Below are 17,064 nucleotides of genomic sequence, written 5' to 3' on the forward strand. Positions count from 1 at the left end.
TCATAACAGGATGATCACTGCCCCAAGGCCATCACATCGACCTTGGACAAAACCTCGTCCCACAGCATGTTGGCCATGGCCATGTCATCGCCCTGGATTGGCTCGTACTTGCCATGCCATTTCTCGATCAGGTCGATCAGGGTATCCATCAACGGTTCCGGGTCGGCGATCTTGTACTTGTCCTTTGCCATTTCAATCACCTGCGCCCGGTCGCTTTTCAGGAAGTCCGTGACCGATGCCTTCAGACCTTCGGATGGTGCAAAGAATTCTAGGTTCTTCTTGTCCGCTTCCTCCCGAACAAGATCATCCCCCTTCATATAGCCTCTGGCCGTACCGATCAGGCCAATCGAGGCATTCTTCATCAGGATTTTCCTCTGTGCCTCGGTCAGTTTTGCCCAATGCAAGCGGCTGACGGAGAACACGCCCCATGACCGGTAGGTTCCCAGATTGATTTCCGTGATCTTGTTGGAAATATCCCAAAGGCTGTGACTCCGCATGGCGCCAATGGGCTGCATGACCGCATCGATCTGCCCGCGCGAAAAGGCCTCGTACATTTCACTGGCGGAGGTAGCGATCGGCACACCGCCCACATGACGCACCCAACGCGCCCAAAGCGCCCCCGGCGTCCGGATCTTGAGGCCTTTCAAGGTCTCAACGTCACTGAGATCCTCGTTGCCGATCAACTGATAGGCTGATGTGCTGGTGGTGCCCAGAACAACAAGCCCGTTCCGTTTGTAATCCTCAAGGCAGCCACCGCAATGCATGAAGTTGAACTCGGTCATCGCAGCGGAAACTGCGGGCGGGAAGTTACCATAGATCGCCATATCCGCGATCAGGTTGGCGTAAGGAAATTCCGCCGGATAATACCCGAAAACAATCTGGCCGATATCGGCAACCCCGTTCCGAAGCCCTTCCACCATATTCTTGCCGCCAAGAATGGCCCCGCCTGAATACAGCTTGTATGTCATCTCGCCATTGGAATCGGCCTCGACGCGCTCCAGAAAGGGGATCGCCCCGAACTCGACAACCGGATTTTTTCGGGGACAGGAACGACGCGAACCGCCCCTGATCGGCGCTTGCCTGACTGATCGGCAATGCCATCAGCCCTCCCAGCGCGGCAAGAACGCCCAGCTGTTTAACCCTCTTCACTAGTTTCACTGCACCTCTCCTTTTCATTTGTTTTCTTGTTTATTTTTTACTCAGGAACTCTCCCGGCCGGTTTTTCCCACAACAGGCCGGGCACTCACTTTCGCCCCTACCCCATCAGGTTTGGCAGCCAGAGACTGATTTCCGGGAACAGGATCAACAACGTCATGGTGATGAGGTCGGCAACAAGGAACCACAGGATGCCCTTGAAAATGGTTGCGGTACTGACAGCATCCCCTAGAATTCCCTTGATCACGAAAACGTTCAGCCCAACCGGCGGCGTGATCAGTGCAATCTCAAGGAATTTTGCGACCAGAATGCCAAACCAGATCAGGTTGATATCCGCCGCTTCAACCACCGGCAGGAAGATCGGCAATGTCAGCAGCATGATCCCGATCGGGTCCAGAAACATCCCAAGGATCAGATAGACACAGGCAATCCCCATCAGGATCATCATCGGGCTGGCAGCCGCCTCTACGGCGATTTCGGACAGAACATCCGGCACACCGCTCAAGGCCAGAAACCGGGTCAGGATAGCCGCGCCGATGGCAATGACAAAAATGGCGGCCGTACTGACAAGGGTCTCCGACACCGACTTGCGGATCAGGTCCAGGCTCAAGGCCCCCTTCAGCCCGGCGACAATGAAGGATAACAGCGCCCCCACGGCCCCGGCCTCGGTCGGGGTAAAGACCCCAAGGAACAACCCGCCCACCACGGCAACGATAATCAACATCAGCGGCCATGTTTCCGCCAGCGCAACGAACCGCTCTCCCCAGGTTGGCCGAAGGTCATGATCCGGCGCCAGTTCAGGATTGCGTTTCACCCGAATGACAACCATGGCCGAGAACATAAATGCCGTCAGCAGGCCCGGAATGACACCGGCAATGAACAGCTTTCCAATGGGAACTTCTGCAAAAACACCGAAAATCAGCAGCATGATGCTGGGCGGGATCATGGAACCGATTGTCCCGGCCGCCGCCACAACCCCCGATGCCAGCCCCTTGTCGTAATTGTATCGCAGCATCTCGGGCACTGCGATCCGCCCCATGGCCGCAGCACAGGCAAGGCTGGACCCGGTCACAGCGGAGAAACCGGCGCTGGCCCCGATGGACGCGATGGCAAGGCCGCCCGGCAGCGCACTCAGCCACAGCCGGGCGGTACGGAACAGCCCATCTGTCAGCCTCGCGTGATAGGCCACATACCCCATCAGCAGGAACATCGGCACGGAACTCAGGGTCCAGTGCGCCGCAAAATCATAGGGAATTGCCGTGATAATGCCCCACATGGGGCCAGCGCCCAGCATGAAGAAAATTCCCAGCGCGCCGACAAGTCCAAGGGCCACCCCGACAGGAACATGCAGCAACATCAGTGCGACCATGACGGCCAGACCGACAACACCAATCGCAAGATCACTCATCGAAATGCCCCCCGTGCAAAGCACCCTGTTCAGTCTCAAGGGCGTCCTTGTCTGTCAGCAATCGATAGATCTTGTACAGCAGCAGAAGAACCAGCATTCCGCATCCCAACGGAACAAAGAAACGTCCGGGCCAGATGGTGACCTGCGCCTCCCCCATCACATATTCCCCGACATGAAATTTATTGACCGCATCCCCCCACGACCGCCATGTCAGGGCCATGAAATAGACAGTGGCAACAACCGTCGCAAAGATCTCCACCCCCCGGCGCCACATGGGCCCCAGTGTCTGGGTGAACAGCTCGACGCAGATATGGCCGTTCTGTTTCTCCACCTCGGCAAGTGGCAGGAACACAATCGCCACCATCATGTAGGAAACCACCACATCCATGGTCCAGATCAGCGGCATGTTGAAAAGATACTTGCACAAGACGTCCACACTCATCTGAAGCAACATCAGAATGAGCGCCGCGCCCGCCAACCATGTGAAGCTGGACGTCATGCGATCCAATAAGGTCTTGATCACTCTAACCCTCCCGTACTGTCCCGTTTTCTTGTTTGTTTTGACGGTTTTTCCGCCTTGTTTTCCGGGAACAGAGATTCCTAAAATAGAATTCTCTTTACAGAATATGGTTTCTTATTAAGAATACAATCAAAAACTTGTACTGGCCGGACAGGCTGGACAAAAGGCGGCATCAGAACCGAAGAAAAGGCAGGAAACACAATGGATTTCACGTTTACAGAAGAACAAGACCACATTCGTGAGATGGTAAAACGCTTCAGCGAAACCGAAATCAAACCCCTTGTCATGGAGGCGGAGGAGACCGAAACTTTTCCCCGAGACATGTTCAGAAAATGGGGAAAGCTTGGCATTCTGGGCGCCCGTTATCCCGAACAGGATGGCGGCACGGGCATGGACAAGATCACCGACTGCCTGATCCGCGAGGAACTCAGTTATGTCAGTCAGGCCTTTGCCTCCAGCATGTCCGCCCATTCCCATCTTGGTATCTGGCCGATCTGGAAAATGGGAACCGCCGCACAAAAGGAGCGTTTCTTCAAGCCCGCCCTTACCGGGGACAAGGTCGCCGCTTTCGGGTTGAGTGAACCCGATGTGGGATCCAATATCCGGGCGCTCAAGACCCGGGCGGAGAAGACCGACGGGGGCTGGATTCTGAACGGGTCAAAAATGTATATCACCAACGCCCCCATTGCTGATTTTATTCTGGTGGCGGCCCGGACAAGCCCGGAGCAAAAACCGGAATCCATTAGTCTTTTCATCGTGGAAATGCCCAATGACGGCTTCGAAATCTCGAAACTGAAGAAAGAAGGCATCCGCAGTTCCGAGACCGGACTGATCTATATCAGCGACGCCTTTGTCCCGGACGACTGCCTGCTTGGGGAACGAACCGGCACCTACCCCACCATCCTTGAGTCCCTGATGGAAAACCGGGTTGGTGTTGCGGCCAACTCCCTCGGGATTGCCCGCGCCGCTTTGGATGCCTCACTCCTCTATGCGCGGGAGCGGACCATTGGCTCGCGCAAGGTCGGGGATTTTCAGGCGATTGCCCACAAGCTGGCCGATATGAGCGCCGAGATCGAGGCAGCCCGCTGGCTGGTTTATCACGCCGCGTGGCGGGTTGATCAGGGGACACTGGACACGGCCACGGCCTCTCGCGCCAAACTGATTTCCTCGGAAGTGGCGCTCAAGGCATCGGAACAGGCCATTCGCATTCATGGCGGTGCTGGCATCATGCGGGAATATCCGGTGGGGCGCTTCCATCGTGACGCCTTTGTCTATGTCATTGGCGAAGGCACCAGCGAAATCCAGCGCAATATCATTGCAAGAAGCCTGAACGTCTCTGGCTAGCCCCGATCAGGACGGACCGCCAAGGGCGGCGGTGTCATACCCCGCCCCAGAAAAGAAAAGAACAACAAAACAAGGTATTTTCCGATGCTATGGACAACAGAGCACGACAGTCTTCGCCACACCACCCGTTCGGTCATTGACCAGCATATCAACCCTTATGTCGACCAATGGGAGGAAGAGGGGATTTTCCCGGCTCACAAGGTCATGAAGGAACTGGGGAACGCCGGCCTTCTCGGGATCGGCAAACCGGAAGCGTATGGCGGCTCCAACCTCGATTTTTCCTATGAAATCTGCTTTGCCGAGGAACTGGGGAACCTTCGGACCATGGGCATCTGTTCCGCCATCGGCGTGCAGACCAACATGTGCACACCGGCCCTGACCCAGCATGGTTCAGAGGAACTGAAACAGGAATTTCTGGTCCCGACCATTGCCGGGGACCGGGTCGGCTGTATTGGTGTCAGCGAGGCGGGGGCGGGTTCGGATGTGGCCAGCCTGAAGACCACGGCCCGCAAGGACGGGGACGACTACATCATCAATGGCAGCAAGATGTGGATCACAAATGGCGTTCAGGGCGACTGGATCTGCCTGCTGGTCAACACCTCGCCGGACAAGGGGCCGCACAGGAACAAATCCCTCATCATCGTGCCCATGGACACCCCCGGCGTCACGGTCGGGGAGAAACTGGACAAGGTCGGTTACCGATCCTCCGACACGGCGCTTTTATTCTTTGACGATGTGCGTGTGCCCCAGCGGCATCTTATTGGTGAAGAAGGCCGCGGCTTCATTTACCAGATGGAACAGTTTCAGGAAGAACGGCTGTTTGTCGTCGCCCGCTCCATTCGCTTTCTGGAACTGGCCATTGAAGAAACCATCGACTATCTGAGACAACGCATGACCTTTGGCAAACCGTTGCTCGACAACCAGTATATCCATTTCAAGATCGCCGCCTTCCAAAGCCAGATTGAAAGCGTCCGGGCCCTTCTGTATCAGGCAACGGAACAGTATATGGCTGGGGAAAATGTGGTGAAGCTGGCCTCGATGGCCAAATACCTGATCGGGCGCCTGTCCATGGAAATCCCCATGGAACTGACGCAATTCTGGGGCGGTCAGGGCTTCATGAATGACAATTTCATCACCCGTGTCTATCGGGAAGCCCGGCAAACCGCTGTCGGGGGCGGTGCCAACGAGGTCATGCTTCAGGTCATTTCAAAGGAAATGGATATTTTCCCCAAGTCCTGATCGGGCATGGACGGATGGGATGGGCGCGACGGGATGTCAGGACGGTGTCAGTTCCCACCCCAACTGCCTGAATTCCTCCTGCCGGTAGGAAGACCGCCTCCAGACCAGACCAATCTGGCGCGAGGAAGGATGTTCAAGCGGGATCAGGGCCAGCCCCGCGCCCAGTTCCCCACCGGCCTTGACCGCAAGGTCCGGCAGCAGGGTCACGCCCAGATTGGCCGCCACCATCTGGACCAGTGTGAACAGACTGGTCGCGGCAAATTCACGGTGGTTACGATGTTGGTCGAACCGGCAAGCCTCCAGCGCATGCCCCCGAAGGCAATGCCCTTCCTCCAGCAACAACAGATTTTCATCCTGAAGCGCCTGTTGGGAAATGACTTTGTTCGCACTGAGGGGATGCGCCTTGGAACAGGCAAACTGAAACCCATCCTCAAACAGGACCTCCACCGCCAGTTCCCCCAGATCATAGGGCAGCGCCACAAGGGCGGCGTCAATCTCCCCCTGCCTCAACTTCATCAGCAATGGCTCCGTCCGCCCCTCATGCAAAAACAGTCGCAATTCAGGATACCGCCGCCACAAATCGGGCAACACCTTCGGCAACAAAAAAGGACCGATGGTCGGAATAACTCCAAGATGCAATTCCCCGGTCAGCGGCTTTTTCTGCGCCTGTGCGGCCACCCCGACCAGCGCTTCTGCCTGCTGCAACAATTGCCGTCCCTCTGCCGCTATTTCCTTGCCAATCACAGTCATCAATACGGACCGGTTGTTCCGCTCTGCCACGACCACCCCCAGCAGGTCTTCAAGATCCCGAATGCCCGCACTGACCGTCGACGGGGTGACATGGCAGCGTTCAGCCGCCAAGCCAAAATGCTGTTCCTCGTCAAGGGCGACCAGATATTCGATCTGTTTGAGGCTGGGCAGGTTCTTCATGGTCCATGTCCAATTATTCGGAAAACCAATACACAATGTAGAGTTTATATCATTTTTCTACACGCAAAGAAAAGAATACTGTCATCACACAGGCCCCTTAAACAGAGACAGGCAAGGAGACCCCCATGAGGCTGGCACTCAAAACAATCAGCTACGGCGCCACACATATCGTTGTCGCAACCGGGGTTGCCTATCTGCTGACGGGCAACCTGATGGCGGCGATTGGTATCGGATTGCTGGAACCTATCGTTCAAACCGCCGTTTATTCGGTTCACGAATATCTTTGGGACAACCCGAGGGGTCGACGACTGGAAAAGCCTGAACCATCTGTTTCAACAGGGGGCAGCGTATTTTCCGGCGCGGCTTGAGAACACCTGAATAGGGAGTGGGCCCACAGGCCAACGCCTGCACGGACCCGATGACAAGAGAGAAAACAAGGAGACAAGAAATGAGTACAGGAAAATGCCCGGTCATGCATGGCGCCGTCACGGCAACCGGTTCATCCAATATGGATTGGTGGCCCAACGCGCTCAATCTTGACATTCTTCATCAGCATGACCGGAAAACCAATCCGCTCGGCCCCGACTTCGACTATCGGAAAGAGCTGGAAACACTAGATTTCGAGGGCCTGAAGAAGGACCTTCACGCACTCATGACTGACAGTCAGGACTGGTGGCCCGCCGACTGGGGAACCTATTACGGGTTGATGATCCGCATGGCATGGCACTCCGCCGGCTCCTACCGGACCGCCGATGGACGCGGCGGCGGCGGCACGGGCAATCAGCGCTTTGCACCGCTCAATTCATGGCCGGACAATGTCAGTCTCGACAAGGCGCGCCGCCTGCTTTGGCCGATCAAGAAAAAGTATGGCAACAAACTGTCATGGGCGGACCTGATCATTCTGGCAGGCACCGTCGCCTATGAAGCCGCAGGCCTGAAGACCTTCGGTTTTGGCTTTGGCCGCGAGGATATCTGGCACCCTGAAAAGGATATCTATTGGGGGTCAGAAAAAGAGTGGCTGGGTCGCGGACGGTATGAGAATGATACGAACCCGCAATCCCTTGAAAATCCGCTGGCCGCCGTTCAGATGGGCCTGATCTACGTCAACCCGGAAGGTGTGGGCGGCAAGCCCGACCCGATCAAGACCGCGCAGGAAGTTCGCGAGACCTTCGCCCGCATGGCCATGAATGACGAAGAAACCGTTGCCCTGACAGCCGGGGGCCACACGCTTGGCAAAACCCACGGGAACGGCGATGCCAGCAAACTTGGTCCCGACCCAGAAACCGCAGGGCCGGAAAATCAGGGGCTGGGCTGGGCCAATCCATCCGGCAGCGGCAAGGGCCGTGACACCATCACAAGCGGGATCGAAGGCGCGTGGACCACGCATCCGACCCGCTGGGACAACGGCTATTTTGAAATGCTGCTCAACCATGAATGGGAACTTCGGAAAAGCCCGGCAGGCGCCTGGCAGTGGGAACCTGTCGATATCCGGGAGGAAGACAAGCCCGTGGATGTGGAGGACCCGTCAATCCGCTGCAATCCCATCATGACCGATGCCGACATGGCCATGATCAAGGACCCGATCTACCGGGCCATTTCCGAGCGGTTCTATAAGGACCCGGATTATTTCTCCGATGTGTTCGCACGGGCATGGTTCAAGCTGACCCACCGCGATATGGGACCAAAGGCCCGCTATATTGGCCCGGACGTCCCCGCAGAGGACCTGATCTGGCAGGACCCGGTACCGACAGGCCCGACCGGTTATGACATTCAGGCCGCAAAAGCACGCATTCAGGAAAGCAGTCTGTCCATCGCCGACAGGGTCGCCACCGCATGGGACAGCGCCAGAACCTTCCGGGGTTCCGACATGCGCGGCGGGGCAAACGGTGCGCGTATTCGTCTCGCACCCCAGAAAGACTGGGCCGGGAACGAACCCGCACGGCTGTCCCGCGTTCTGGATGTTCTGTCCCCCATCGCCGCCGAGTTTGGCGCCAGTGTGGCAGACATGATCGTTCTTGCAGGCAATACCGGGGTCGAGGAAGCCGCGAAGAAAGCCGGGTATGACCTCGTCATTCCCTTCACCCCGGGCCGGGGCGATGCCACAGCGGAAGCAACGGACGCAGAGTCCTTTGCCCCCCTTGAGCCCGTTGCCGACGGATACCGGAACTGGCTGAAGAAGGACTATGCCGTCACCCCGGAAGAACTTCTTCTGGATCGCACCCAGCTAATGGGACTGACCGCGCCGGAAATGACGGCACTGGTTGGCGGCATGCGGGTTCTCGGAACCAACCATGGCGGCAGCCGCCACGGCGTCCTCACGGACCGGGAAGGAAGCCTGACCAACGATTTCTTCGTCAACCTGACGGATATGGCCTATCGCTGGCAACCGGTCAGTGACAACCTTTATGAAATCCGGGACCGCAAAACAGATCAGGCCCGGTGGACAGCCACCCGTGTTGATCTGGTCTTTGGCTCCAACTCGATCCTGCGGGCCTATGCGGAAGTCTATGCACAGGATGACGCAGAGGAGAAGTTTGTCAGCGATTTTGTCGCGGCATGGACCAAGGTAATGGAAGCGGATCGCTTTGATCTTTCCTGATCCCGCATGAAAATACAGGTGCCGTCCCGCCCGGACGGCACCTGTCCCTATCCCCCTGAGACGAGGAGCAGGGAAATTTCCGGAATGAAAGTGATCAAAACCAACGTCAGGAACATGACACAGACAAACGGGAATGACCCTTTCACAACCGTCGAGAAATCCTCGTTGAACGAGGAACTGGCAACGAACAGGTTGAGCCCCATGGGCGGCGTCAGATAACCGATTTCCAGACTGACAACCATAATGATCCCGAAATGGATGGGATCGACCCCCATGGTCATTGCAATCGGGGTCAGCAGCGGAGCCAGCAAAAGAATGGCCGGAGTCATATCCATGACACAGCCCGTAATCAGCAGGATCACAATCACCAGCGCAAGGAAGGTCGCCTTGGTCTCGGTAAAGTCCATCAGGGCCGCCGCAAACATTTGCGGGATATTCTCATAGGCCAGAAACTGGTTCAGGCTGACCGCAAGGGCGAGGATCGGAAAAACCACCCCCATCAGGACAACCGTTTCCTTGACCACCGATCGCAACAGCGCAAAGGACAGTTCCCGGTAAACCAGCCCTTCCACCAGAAGCGCATAAAGAACAGCAATCCCGGCGGCTTCGGTCGCGGTAAAGATGCCTGAATAGATGCCCCCCAGAATGATGACCGGCATCAGGATGGCAAAGGTGCCGCGCCGCAGGCTTAGCACCAGTTCAGATGTATTCCACCGGGTGCGGGGCATGTTCCTGCATTTATATAGAACCCAGACCACCATCGCCGCCGTGATCAGGAGGGCGGGCAGAACCCCGGCAAGGAACAGGTCCAATACCGATGTTTGCGTGACCAGTCCATACAGGATCAGCGGAATACTGGGCGGCACAATAACCCCAAGCGTTCCCGAGGACGACAGAATGCCCAGCGCCGTTTTCCGGGGATAGCCTTCGCGAACCAGCGCCGGATAAAGAACCGAGCCAATGGCCAGCAATGTCACAACCGACGATCCGGATATGGCCGCGAACAGGGCACAGGACAAAATTCCCGCAACCCCGAGACCACCATTTACAAACCCGGTCAGTTGCTTCGCCACATCAATCAGGCGAACGGCAATGGTACCTTGCCCCATCAGGGACCCGGCACAGATGAACAATGGCACGGCCAGCAGGATATCCTGATCCAGCGCGGTGAACATATCCTGCGCGATATCCACCAGAACCCCGCTGCCATAGAACAGGTAGACATACCCGACCGCCACCCCGAGCACGACAAACGCCGGTTGCCGGAGGATAAAAAGCAGAAAGATCAGAACAAACAACAGAAAGAGGGTCATGCAAAATCCTTTTCCCGGTTACGCTGAAGATCAGGAACGCACAGATACAAAAGCATCCTGACAGCGGCGGACAAGAAGGCGTAAGGCAGCACGGCAAAGGCGGGCCAAAGGGGAAGGCTGAACATCACTGTTTGCTCTCCCAGCTCATAGCTCTCCAAGGCAAACAACCCTCCGTACCAGGCAAAGCAGAGCAGCAAGCCTGCGGACAGCAGGCAGGACAATCGCCTTAAAAGTTCCGCCCCCCACGGCCAGAGACCATCAAAGACCGTAATGCGCAAATGACGGTTATCGTCAAAGGCCAGTGGAACCCCCAAAAAGCCGGTCATGATCATCACAAGAACGGCGATACTGACGGCGCCTTGAATACCGCCTGTCCCCGCTTCACGCATGACCACATCCCCGATCACCGCCAGCGTAATAAAGAACAGCCCGAACCCGGCGGCAGTCCACTCAACCCGGATCAGGGTTGAGTGGATGCCTTTTGTCATCGTCTTCAACATGACAAACAAGGCCTTCTATTAGCTTTTCGAGCTTTTGAACTCGGCCTTTGCCTTCAGGATGGTCTCAAACACCTCGCGGGATTTTCCGCCCAACAGGTCCAGAAGTTCGTCATTGGAAGCCTTGAAATGGTCACGCCAGACATTGCGTTGTTCCGGTGTCAGATAGGTCACCGTCACACCGGCCTCTTCGATTTTCTTGGCCAGGCCTTGCGTAACGGCGCGAAGACGGGTCCGTCCAGGAACCGTGGTTCGCTGCGCATCTTTCAGCACGGCCGCCTGCTGTTCCTCTGACAGGCCATCAAACCATTTCTTGGACACCAGATGCATGGTTGCGTAATAGGTCCCCTCGGTCATGGAAATGTGGGAAACATTCTTGTAGAAATCGAAGAAGAAGTTGGCGATGGTTGTGGTGAAGACGCCATCCACAAGGCCAGTCTGCAAGGCAGACGCCGTTTCAAGAACCGGAATGGTGGTGGGTGTCGCCCCCAGATAGTTGATATAGTGAACCGACGATTTAGCCTCCGGAATTCTCAGGCGCATGCCCTTCACATCCTCCGGCTTCACAATCACCCTGTCCCCGGACAGGGAGGTTGACCCCAGTTCCGACCATGCCAGCAGCTTCAGGCCCTTGTCCTCGGCCAATTCGCTGTAGATATCGAAAAGATAGTTATCCATGACAAAGTCCCGCTCCTCGTTACTCTCCCAGAGGAAGGGGGCTTCCATGACACCAATTTCCGGCACGATGCTGGCAAGTGGTACGGTTGAAACATACGCGGCCTGCAAACGACCCCGGCGCAAGGACTGCACCAACTTCACCTCATCACCCAGCGCGCCGCCCGTGAAAACCTGAACCTTGATAGCCCCGCCGGAATTTTCCTCAATTCTCTGGGCCTGATCCTTCATTTCTGCAACCCACGGTGTCGTTTCAGCCGCTGCAGCAGCGTATTTCATCTCAACTGCGGCAGCCGTTCCCATCCCGGCAAAGGCAGACAGTGCGAACCCGCACAGCATTGCTATTTTCTTCATTTATTCCTCCATGTTAGACATTTTTTCGGTCGTATAAACCCCGCCCCCTTCCTATTGGGACAGCAGCCTCCGCAATTCCTTCTTATCGGGTTTTCCAAGCGCCGTTTTTGGAAGACCCTCCTCCATGAACACAATCTTCTTGGGGGCATATACCGTGCCTTTATCTTCCCGGACAGCATCAATCAGAACCTGTTCCGGCACGCTTTGACCGGCATAGAGCACCACGGCGGCCACAACGGCCTCGCCCCACTTGTCATCGGGCACCCCGACAACCGCCACATCTGCCACCGCAGGATGTCCCGCGACAATGTCCTCAATTTCCTTGGGATACACATTGAACCCGCCGGAAATGATCAGGTCCTTCAGACGGTCGATCAGATAGACAAAGCCATCCTCGTCCTGATAGCCCACATCACCGGTATGCAGCCATCCGCCCTGTAGGGCCCTGGCAGTTTCTTCGGGATTATCCAGATACCCTTCCATGACCAGCGGTCCCCGGATACAGATCTCACCAACCTCTCCGGCTGGGACTTCCTGCAGAGACTCATCCAGAATTTTCACTGTGATACCGGCCAGTGGCATACCGCAGGAGCGGAACCGCTCCCCTTCGTGACAGGAAGGATACAGTGTCATGACACTGTTCGGGGCCTCGGTCTGGCCATAACCCTGCATCAGAACCGGACCGAACAGATCGATCGCCTGATGCAAACGAGGGATCGAGATCGGGGCCGCCCCATAGGCCACCATTTCAAGGTGAGAGAAATCAACCTCTTCCACCCCGGGGGTGTCGAGCACCGTATAAATCATGGTTGGCACCATGAAACTTGTATTAATCTCTTTTGCGGCAACAGCCTTCAGGAACCGCTCCGGCGAAAACCCGTCGTGAAGATGAACGGTACCGCCCCGCAGCAGAACCGGCAGAACCATATACCCCGCCGCATGGCTGACCGGGGTCGCCAACAGGATATCGATCTTGGCGGGCCATTCCCACTCACAACTGGAAATCATGGCATTGGCGACCAAGGACCGCGACGTGTGCATGACACCCTTGGGCTCCCCGGTGGTGCCGCCGGTGAAAAAGATGGCAATCACATCCTCAGGGTTGGCCTCGACCTTGAGTTGGCGGGCCGTTTTTGCACTGCACAGGGCCTTGAAATCCAGCCCAATATCCCCGCCGTTTAGGGCAAGGACAAAGTCAACCGGATTGTCCCGTTCAGCCGCCCCGCGTGCCCGCTCCGCGAAACTGTCCGTATCGACCAGAACCGCCCGAACCTTGGCCTTTTGAATGATAAAATCATCTGTTTCCACACTTCCCAGTGGGTTCAGCGGCGTATAACGTAAGCCCAGCACCGCACAACTTGCCCACAGGACAATGGCAAAAGGTGAATTGCGGCACAGGCAGGCAACCGTATCTCCCCGCTCCAGCCCAAGGTCACTCAACACCTGAACGGATTGGCTGATATGATCCCGCAGTTGGCGGTAGGTCATCTGCTGCCCGTCCCATACGAAGGCGATATTATTCGGACGGCGAGACAGGGCCTTCACATACAGGGAGGCATAAGTCACATCTGTATAAAGTGCCTCACCCCCAGCCCCTTTGGTCAGGATTTCGTTCTGCATCACGTCTTCTCCAGAATGGTAATACAGGCTGCGGCCTCTTCGTATTCGTAGACACCGCCGCCGTTTTCAGCGACGGCAATGCGGGCCCCTTCAACCTGACGCGCCCCGGCCTCGCCGCGCAGTTGCTGTGTCAGTTCGAAAATCTGGCCCAACCCTGTGGCCCCGATCGGGTGCCCCTTGGATTCCAGTCCGCCGGACGGGTTCACCGGGATCCGTCCGCCGATCCGGGTCGCCCCGCTTGCTGCAAGTGCGCCCCCTTCCCCAAAACCGCAAAATCCCAAATTCTCTGTTTGCAGGATTTCCCCGAAGGCAGTCGCATCATGCACCTCGGCAACGGACACATCCTCCGGTGCCACACCGGCCATGTCATAAGCCTTCAAGGCCGCGACACGCGTGATATGTTGCTCCGGCTGTTTCGGCGAATGCGTTGTTCCCGAGACAAGAACCGATGCCCCGACCTTCACCGCACGGCTGCGGTCAAAATATTTCAGCGCCTCTTCGGAACACAGGATGGCGGCGGATGCCCCATCGCTGACAGGGGAACACATGGGCAGCGTCAACGGCCAGCACACCTTACGGGCGGCCAGCACCTCCTCCACGCTAAAGGACTTGCGGAATTGTGCCCGCTCGTTGTGGACGGAATGGTCGTGGTTCTTGGCGGCAACTGCGGCGATCTGTGCCTGCGTTGTGCCATACTCCATCATGTGAAAGCGGGCCATGGCCGCATACACATCCATGAATACGCTGCGCGGCCCCGTATCCTCCAACGCGTCGGACGGCAATGTCATGCCATCCGACATGGCCAGAAGATTGGCGATTGTCTCATCCCGATTGTGGACATCAATGGCCCCGTCGAAGGCTGCCATCGTCTTCAGCTTGTCAGGGCTAACCATTTTTTCGGCCCCGACGGCCAGAACAACGGATGAATCCCCGGAACGGATTTCCTTGCATGCCATGGCAAAGGCCGTGGACGCGCTGGCACAGGCATTCTCCAGATTGACAATCGGGATGCCCTCAAGGCCGAGCGGGCGCAAGGCCACCTGTCCCGGGATCATATACTGTCCCTCAAGGGCGCCCTGTGTTGCATTGGAAAAATAGGCCGCCTCGATTTTCGAGACCGGAATCCCTGCATCTCCAAGGGCCGCATGAACGGCCTCACGGGTCATATCTTGCATTGATTTTTGGATAAACTGGCCAAACGCCGTCATTCCGACGCCGACAACATACACAGCACTCACCCGGCACCTCCCCTTGTGGCCACGGATTTCTTCCGCCTTTTCTTTATAACAACAATGTTGATATAATAGCTTCGAAAATATATCAACATGATTGTTATAAATGTTGGTTGATATTTCTCTTCCGTGGTCTACAACAAAAGCATAAACGGTAACTCAAAAGCCGTGACCACGTTCGCCACGACAGGAACCGGCATGAAAGAAAAATCCAAAAAAATGCTCACCGATGAAGAGGCCTACTGGTATTACAGCCTCTTCTTCTTTGGGTATGGAAGCCTTATCAGGGAAGGCGATAAATATCTGGAAAACCACAATCTGGGCCGCGCCCATATCCGTGTCATTCTGGTATTGCGGCAGCGTCCCGGCTCAACCCTCAGCGACCTGTGCCACTTCCTCAGCGTCAGCCAGCAGGCGATCAGCCGCACCCTAAAACAACTCAGTATGGGCGGCTATATCAGTCAGGAAGAAGGAAGCACCGACCGTCGTCAGCGGCACCTGTACCTTACGGAAAAAGGCGAGGAAATATGCTTTGGCCTGATGCGAGCCCAGAAAGTGCTCCTGCAGAAGGCTTTCGACAAGGTGGGACCTCCCTACTCTGAAGGTCTGTCGAAAATGCTGATCGCCGTCATGCAGGATGACGAGTATGAGAAGTTCAGGACTGTCTGGTCTGACCAGACGCCACCCGGGAACTAGGTCCCGAATACTCAGACCCTACCCTAGTGGGGCCGCTGCCGATAGGCAGACACAAATTTTTCCGCAGACGCCCGGATCGCCGCTCTCTCTTTACCGGGAGCATAAAGGGCGCTGCCCATCCCCAGCGCAAATACCCCCAGCCGCAGGAAATCAGCAAGATTGCCCGGTGTCACGCCACCGGTCGGGCAAAGCCGCGTTTCCTTTGGCAAAACAGCTTTCATGCCCTTGATAAAAGGCAGCCCCAGAACCTCTGCCGGGAAAATCTTGAGAATATCCGCACCGGCCTTCAGGGCGTCAAAACATTCGCTGGGTGTAAAGCAGCCGGGGGCTGAAACCAGCCCCAGTTCCTTGGTCCGCCGAACAACATCCGGATCAAAATTGGGAGAAATCAAAACCTCTGCCCCGGCCTCAGCGGCTTGCTCCGCCTGCTGAACCGTCAAGACAGTCCCGCCCGCCAGTACCAGACGCGCCCCGAATTTCTGCCTGATCCGCCTCAGGCTGTCCTGCCAGTCAGGGCTGTTTGTTGTCACCTCGACAAACCGAAAACCGGCTCCCTCCAGCTCCTCACACACCCCGACCACCTCTTCCGGGGAAACGCCCCGCAAGACAGCCGCCAGCGGCATCTCGGCGATTTTCTCGAACACCGTTTTCATGACCCTTCACCTAATCCCAGCGACGAATGTTTTTCCCGGAAATTGTAGTCACAGGACTGGAAAACAGACAACAGTTTCTTATCCCAAACTTCCTGTCGGCTGACCGACCAAAAAAGTGTCAGAGGCATGGAACCTTTGCGGCAACACTGATCTTTCCCCGCTCGCCCCCAAGGGCGTCTGCACATGAAATTGTCTTTTGATGATGCCCTTTTTGGCCCGCCATACCGGGGAAGCCGAATAGAGTAGAAGCGAACCTTCTCTGTCACATTCTAAATGCCGTGCGCCAACAGGTAAGCTTCCGCCAAGGCGACCACTGAAATCCTGTTCTTCATGGCTTTATCCCGCAGCAGCCGATAGGCCTCTTCTTCATTGACACCGCGCTCTTTCATCAACGCTTGCACCGCATTCTCGATTTTCCGGCGGCCTTTCAGGGTTTCATCCAGCAGGCGAATTCTTCGGTTCAGGCGCCCGACATGCTTGCTCATTTGAACGGCATTGGTCACCGCCGCCAGGATTCCGAACAACCGGATCGGCTTTGTCAGAACGCTGTGGGTGCTCAACTTTGCCAGTCGGCTCAGGATTTCAGGGGTTTCATAGGATATGATCGCAATTCTGGCGACATCGGTCTCTGCGCTCATCCAGTCGTAATTCTGCTCCCCGACCTCCGGGCTTAGAAGGAACAGGACGACTTTCACGCCTTCCGGCAAGGTATCCGGCGCGGGCCACATGCGGCGGGCGCTGCACCCCACCCTGTTGAGATGGCGCGTCAAGGCAACCCCATCCTCGTCATCCGGATGGATGACAAGGGCCTGGGACTCACGCAAAGCAC

At 56.6% G+C, this 17,064-nt stretch carries 16 protein-coding genes; 5 read left to right on the plus strand and 11 right to left on the minus strand.

Annotated elements, in window-relative coordinates:
- Positions 1-14: 14 nt before the first annotated feature.
- The 3 genes from FQB27_RS16215 to FQB27_RS16225 all read right to left on the minus strand — a co-directional run bounded on the left by FQB27_RS16215 (position 15) and on the right by FQB27_RS16225 (position 3,086).
- A complete protein-coding gene (locus FQB27_RS16215; RefSeq protein ID WP_169562167.1) occupies positions 15-1,070 on the minus strand; it encodes a type 2 periplasmic-binding domain-containing protein in 1,056 nt (351 codons plus the stop codon).
- A 185-nt stretch (positions 1,071-1,255) separates the two neighbouring features.
- On the minus strand, positions 1,256-2,563 hold the full coding sequence (locus FQB27_RS16220; protein WP_169562125.1) for a TRAP transporter large permease: 1,308 nt from the start codon (positions 2,561-2,563) through the stop codon (positions 1,256-1,258).
- Positions 2,556-3,086, minus strand: coding sequence for a TRAP transporter small permease (locus tag FQB27_RS16225; protein WP_169562126.1), 531 nt, complete (start codon positions 3,084-3,086; stop codon positions 2,556-2,558). The genes FQB27_RS16220 and FQB27_RS16225 overlap by 8 nt, the downstream gene beginning before the upstream one ends.
- Positions 3,087-3,284: 198 nt before the next feature.
- Here FQB27_RS16225 and FQB27_RS16230 point away from each other — a divergent pair, with 198 nt between their 5' ends.
- Positions 3,285-4,427, plus strand: a complete 1,143-nt coding sequence (locus FQB27_RS16230) for an acyl-CoA dehydrogenase family protein (RefSeq protein ID WP_169562127.1) — start codon at positions 3,285-3,287, stop codon at positions 4,425-4,427.
- Positions 4,428-4,511: 84 nt separating this feature from the next.
- Positions 4,512-5,666 carry an acyl-CoA dehydrogenase family protein gene (locus FQB27_RS16235; RefSeq protein ID WP_169562128.1) on the plus strand — a complete coding sequence of 385 codons (1,155 nt, stop codon included), beginning with the start codon at positions 4,512-4,514 and terminating at the stop codon, positions 5,664-5,666.
- 36 nt (positions 5,667-5,702) lie between these two features.
- Here FQB27_RS16235 and FQB27_RS16240 read toward each other — a convergent pair whose 3' ends face one another.
- Complete coding sequence (locus FQB27_RS16240) at positions 5,703-6,596, minus strand: hydrogen peroxide-inducible genes activator (RefSeq protein ID WP_169562129.1); 894 nt, start codon at positions 6,594-6,596, stop codon at positions 5,703-5,705.
- Positions 6,597-6,721: 125 nt separating this feature from the next.
- On the opposite strand from FQB27_RS16240, the gene FQB27_RS16245 reads away from it, so the two are divergent.
- Together FQB27_RS16245 and katG are read left to right on the plus strand one after the other, a co-directional pair.
- Positions 6,722-6,964 (plus strand): DUF2061 domain-containing protein, encoded by a 243-nt coding sequence (locus tag FQB27_RS16245; RefSeq protein ID WP_169562130.1) that lies wholly within the window; start codon positions 6,722-6,724, stop codon positions 6,962-6,964.
- A gap of 80 nt (positions 6,965-7,044) precedes the next feature.
- Positions 7,045-9,195 (plus strand): catalase/peroxidase HPI, encoded by a 2,151-nt coding sequence (katG, locus tag FQB27_RS16250; protein ID WP_169562131.1) that lies wholly within the window; start codon positions 7,045-7,047, stop codon positions 9,193-9,195.
- Positions 9,196-9,242: 47 nt separating this feature from the next.
- On the opposite strand, the gene FQB27_RS16255 is transcribed toward katG, so the two are convergent.
- From FQB27_RS16255 to FQB27_RS16910, 5 genes are read right to left on the minus strand one after another with little or no spacing between them, the layout of a single operon-like run.
- A complete protein-coding gene (locus FQB27_RS16255) occupies positions 9,243-10,508 on the minus strand; it encodes a TRAP transporter large permease (RefSeq protein ID WP_169562132.1) in 1,266 nt (421 codons plus the stop codon).
- Complete coding sequence (locus tag FQB27_RS16260) at positions 10,505-11,008, minus strand: TRAP transporter small permease (RefSeq protein WP_169562133.1); 504 nt, start codon at positions 11,006-11,008, stop codon at positions 10,505-10,507. The genes FQB27_RS16255 and FQB27_RS16260 overlap by 4 nt, the downstream gene beginning before the upstream one ends.
- Positions 11,009-11,026: 18 nt before the next feature.
- The gene (locus FQB27_RS16265; RefSeq protein ID WP_169562134.1) at positions 11,027-12,034 is read right to left on the minus strand and encodes a TRAP transporter substrate-binding protein; all 1,008 of its coding nucleotides are present in this window, start codon (positions 12,032-12,034) and stop codon (positions 11,027-11,029) included.
- Positions 12,035-12,085: 51 nt separating this feature from the next.
- The gene (locus tag FQB27_RS16270) at positions 12,086-13,654 is read right to left on the minus strand and encodes an AMP-binding protein (protein ID WP_169562135.1); all 1,569 of its coding nucleotides are present in this window, start codon (positions 13,652-13,654) and stop codon (positions 12,086-12,088) included.
- Complete coding sequence (locus FQB27_RS16910) at positions 13,654-14,892, minus strand: thiolase family protein (protein ID WP_169562136.1); 1,239 nt, start codon at positions 14,890-14,892, stop codon at positions 13,654-13,656. The genes FQB27_RS16270 and FQB27_RS16910 overlap by 1 nt, the downstream gene beginning before the upstream one ends.
- A 162-nt stretch (positions 14,893-15,054) precedes the next feature.
- Here FQB27_RS16910 and FQB27_RS16280 point away from each other — a divergent pair, with 162 nt between their 5' ends.
- Positions 15,055-15,582, plus strand: coding sequence for a MarR family transcriptional regulator (locus FQB27_RS16280; RefSeq protein ID WP_169562137.1), 528 nt, complete (start codon positions 15,055-15,057; stop codon positions 15,580-15,582).
- Between the two features lie 23 nt (positions 15,583-15,605).
- On the opposite strand, the gene FQB27_RS16285 is transcribed toward FQB27_RS16280, so the two are convergent.
- Together FQB27_RS16285 and FQB27_RS16290 are read right to left on the minus strand one after the other, a co-directional pair.
- Positions 15,606-16,235 (minus strand): 2-dehydro-3-deoxy-6-phosphogalactonate aldolase, encoded by a 630-nt coding sequence (locus FQB27_RS16285; protein ID WP_169562138.1) that lies wholly within the window; start codon positions 16,233-16,235, stop codon positions 15,606-15,608.
- 269 nt (positions 16,236-16,504) lie between these two features.
- The gene (locus FQB27_RS16290) at positions 16,505-17,059 is read right to left on the minus strand and encodes an ANTAR domain-containing response regulator (RefSeq protein ID WP_206374762.1); all 555 of its coding nucleotides are present in this window, start codon (positions 17,057-17,059) and stop codon (positions 16,505-16,507) included.
- Positions 17,060-17,064 lie beyond the last annotated feature (5 nt).

Origin of the sequence: Sneathiella chinensis (assembly GCF_012720115.1) — a bacterium.
Taxonomy (GTDB): Bacteria; Pseudomonadota; Alphaproteobacteria; order Sneathiellales; family Sneathiellaceae; genus Sneathiella; species Sneathiella chinensis.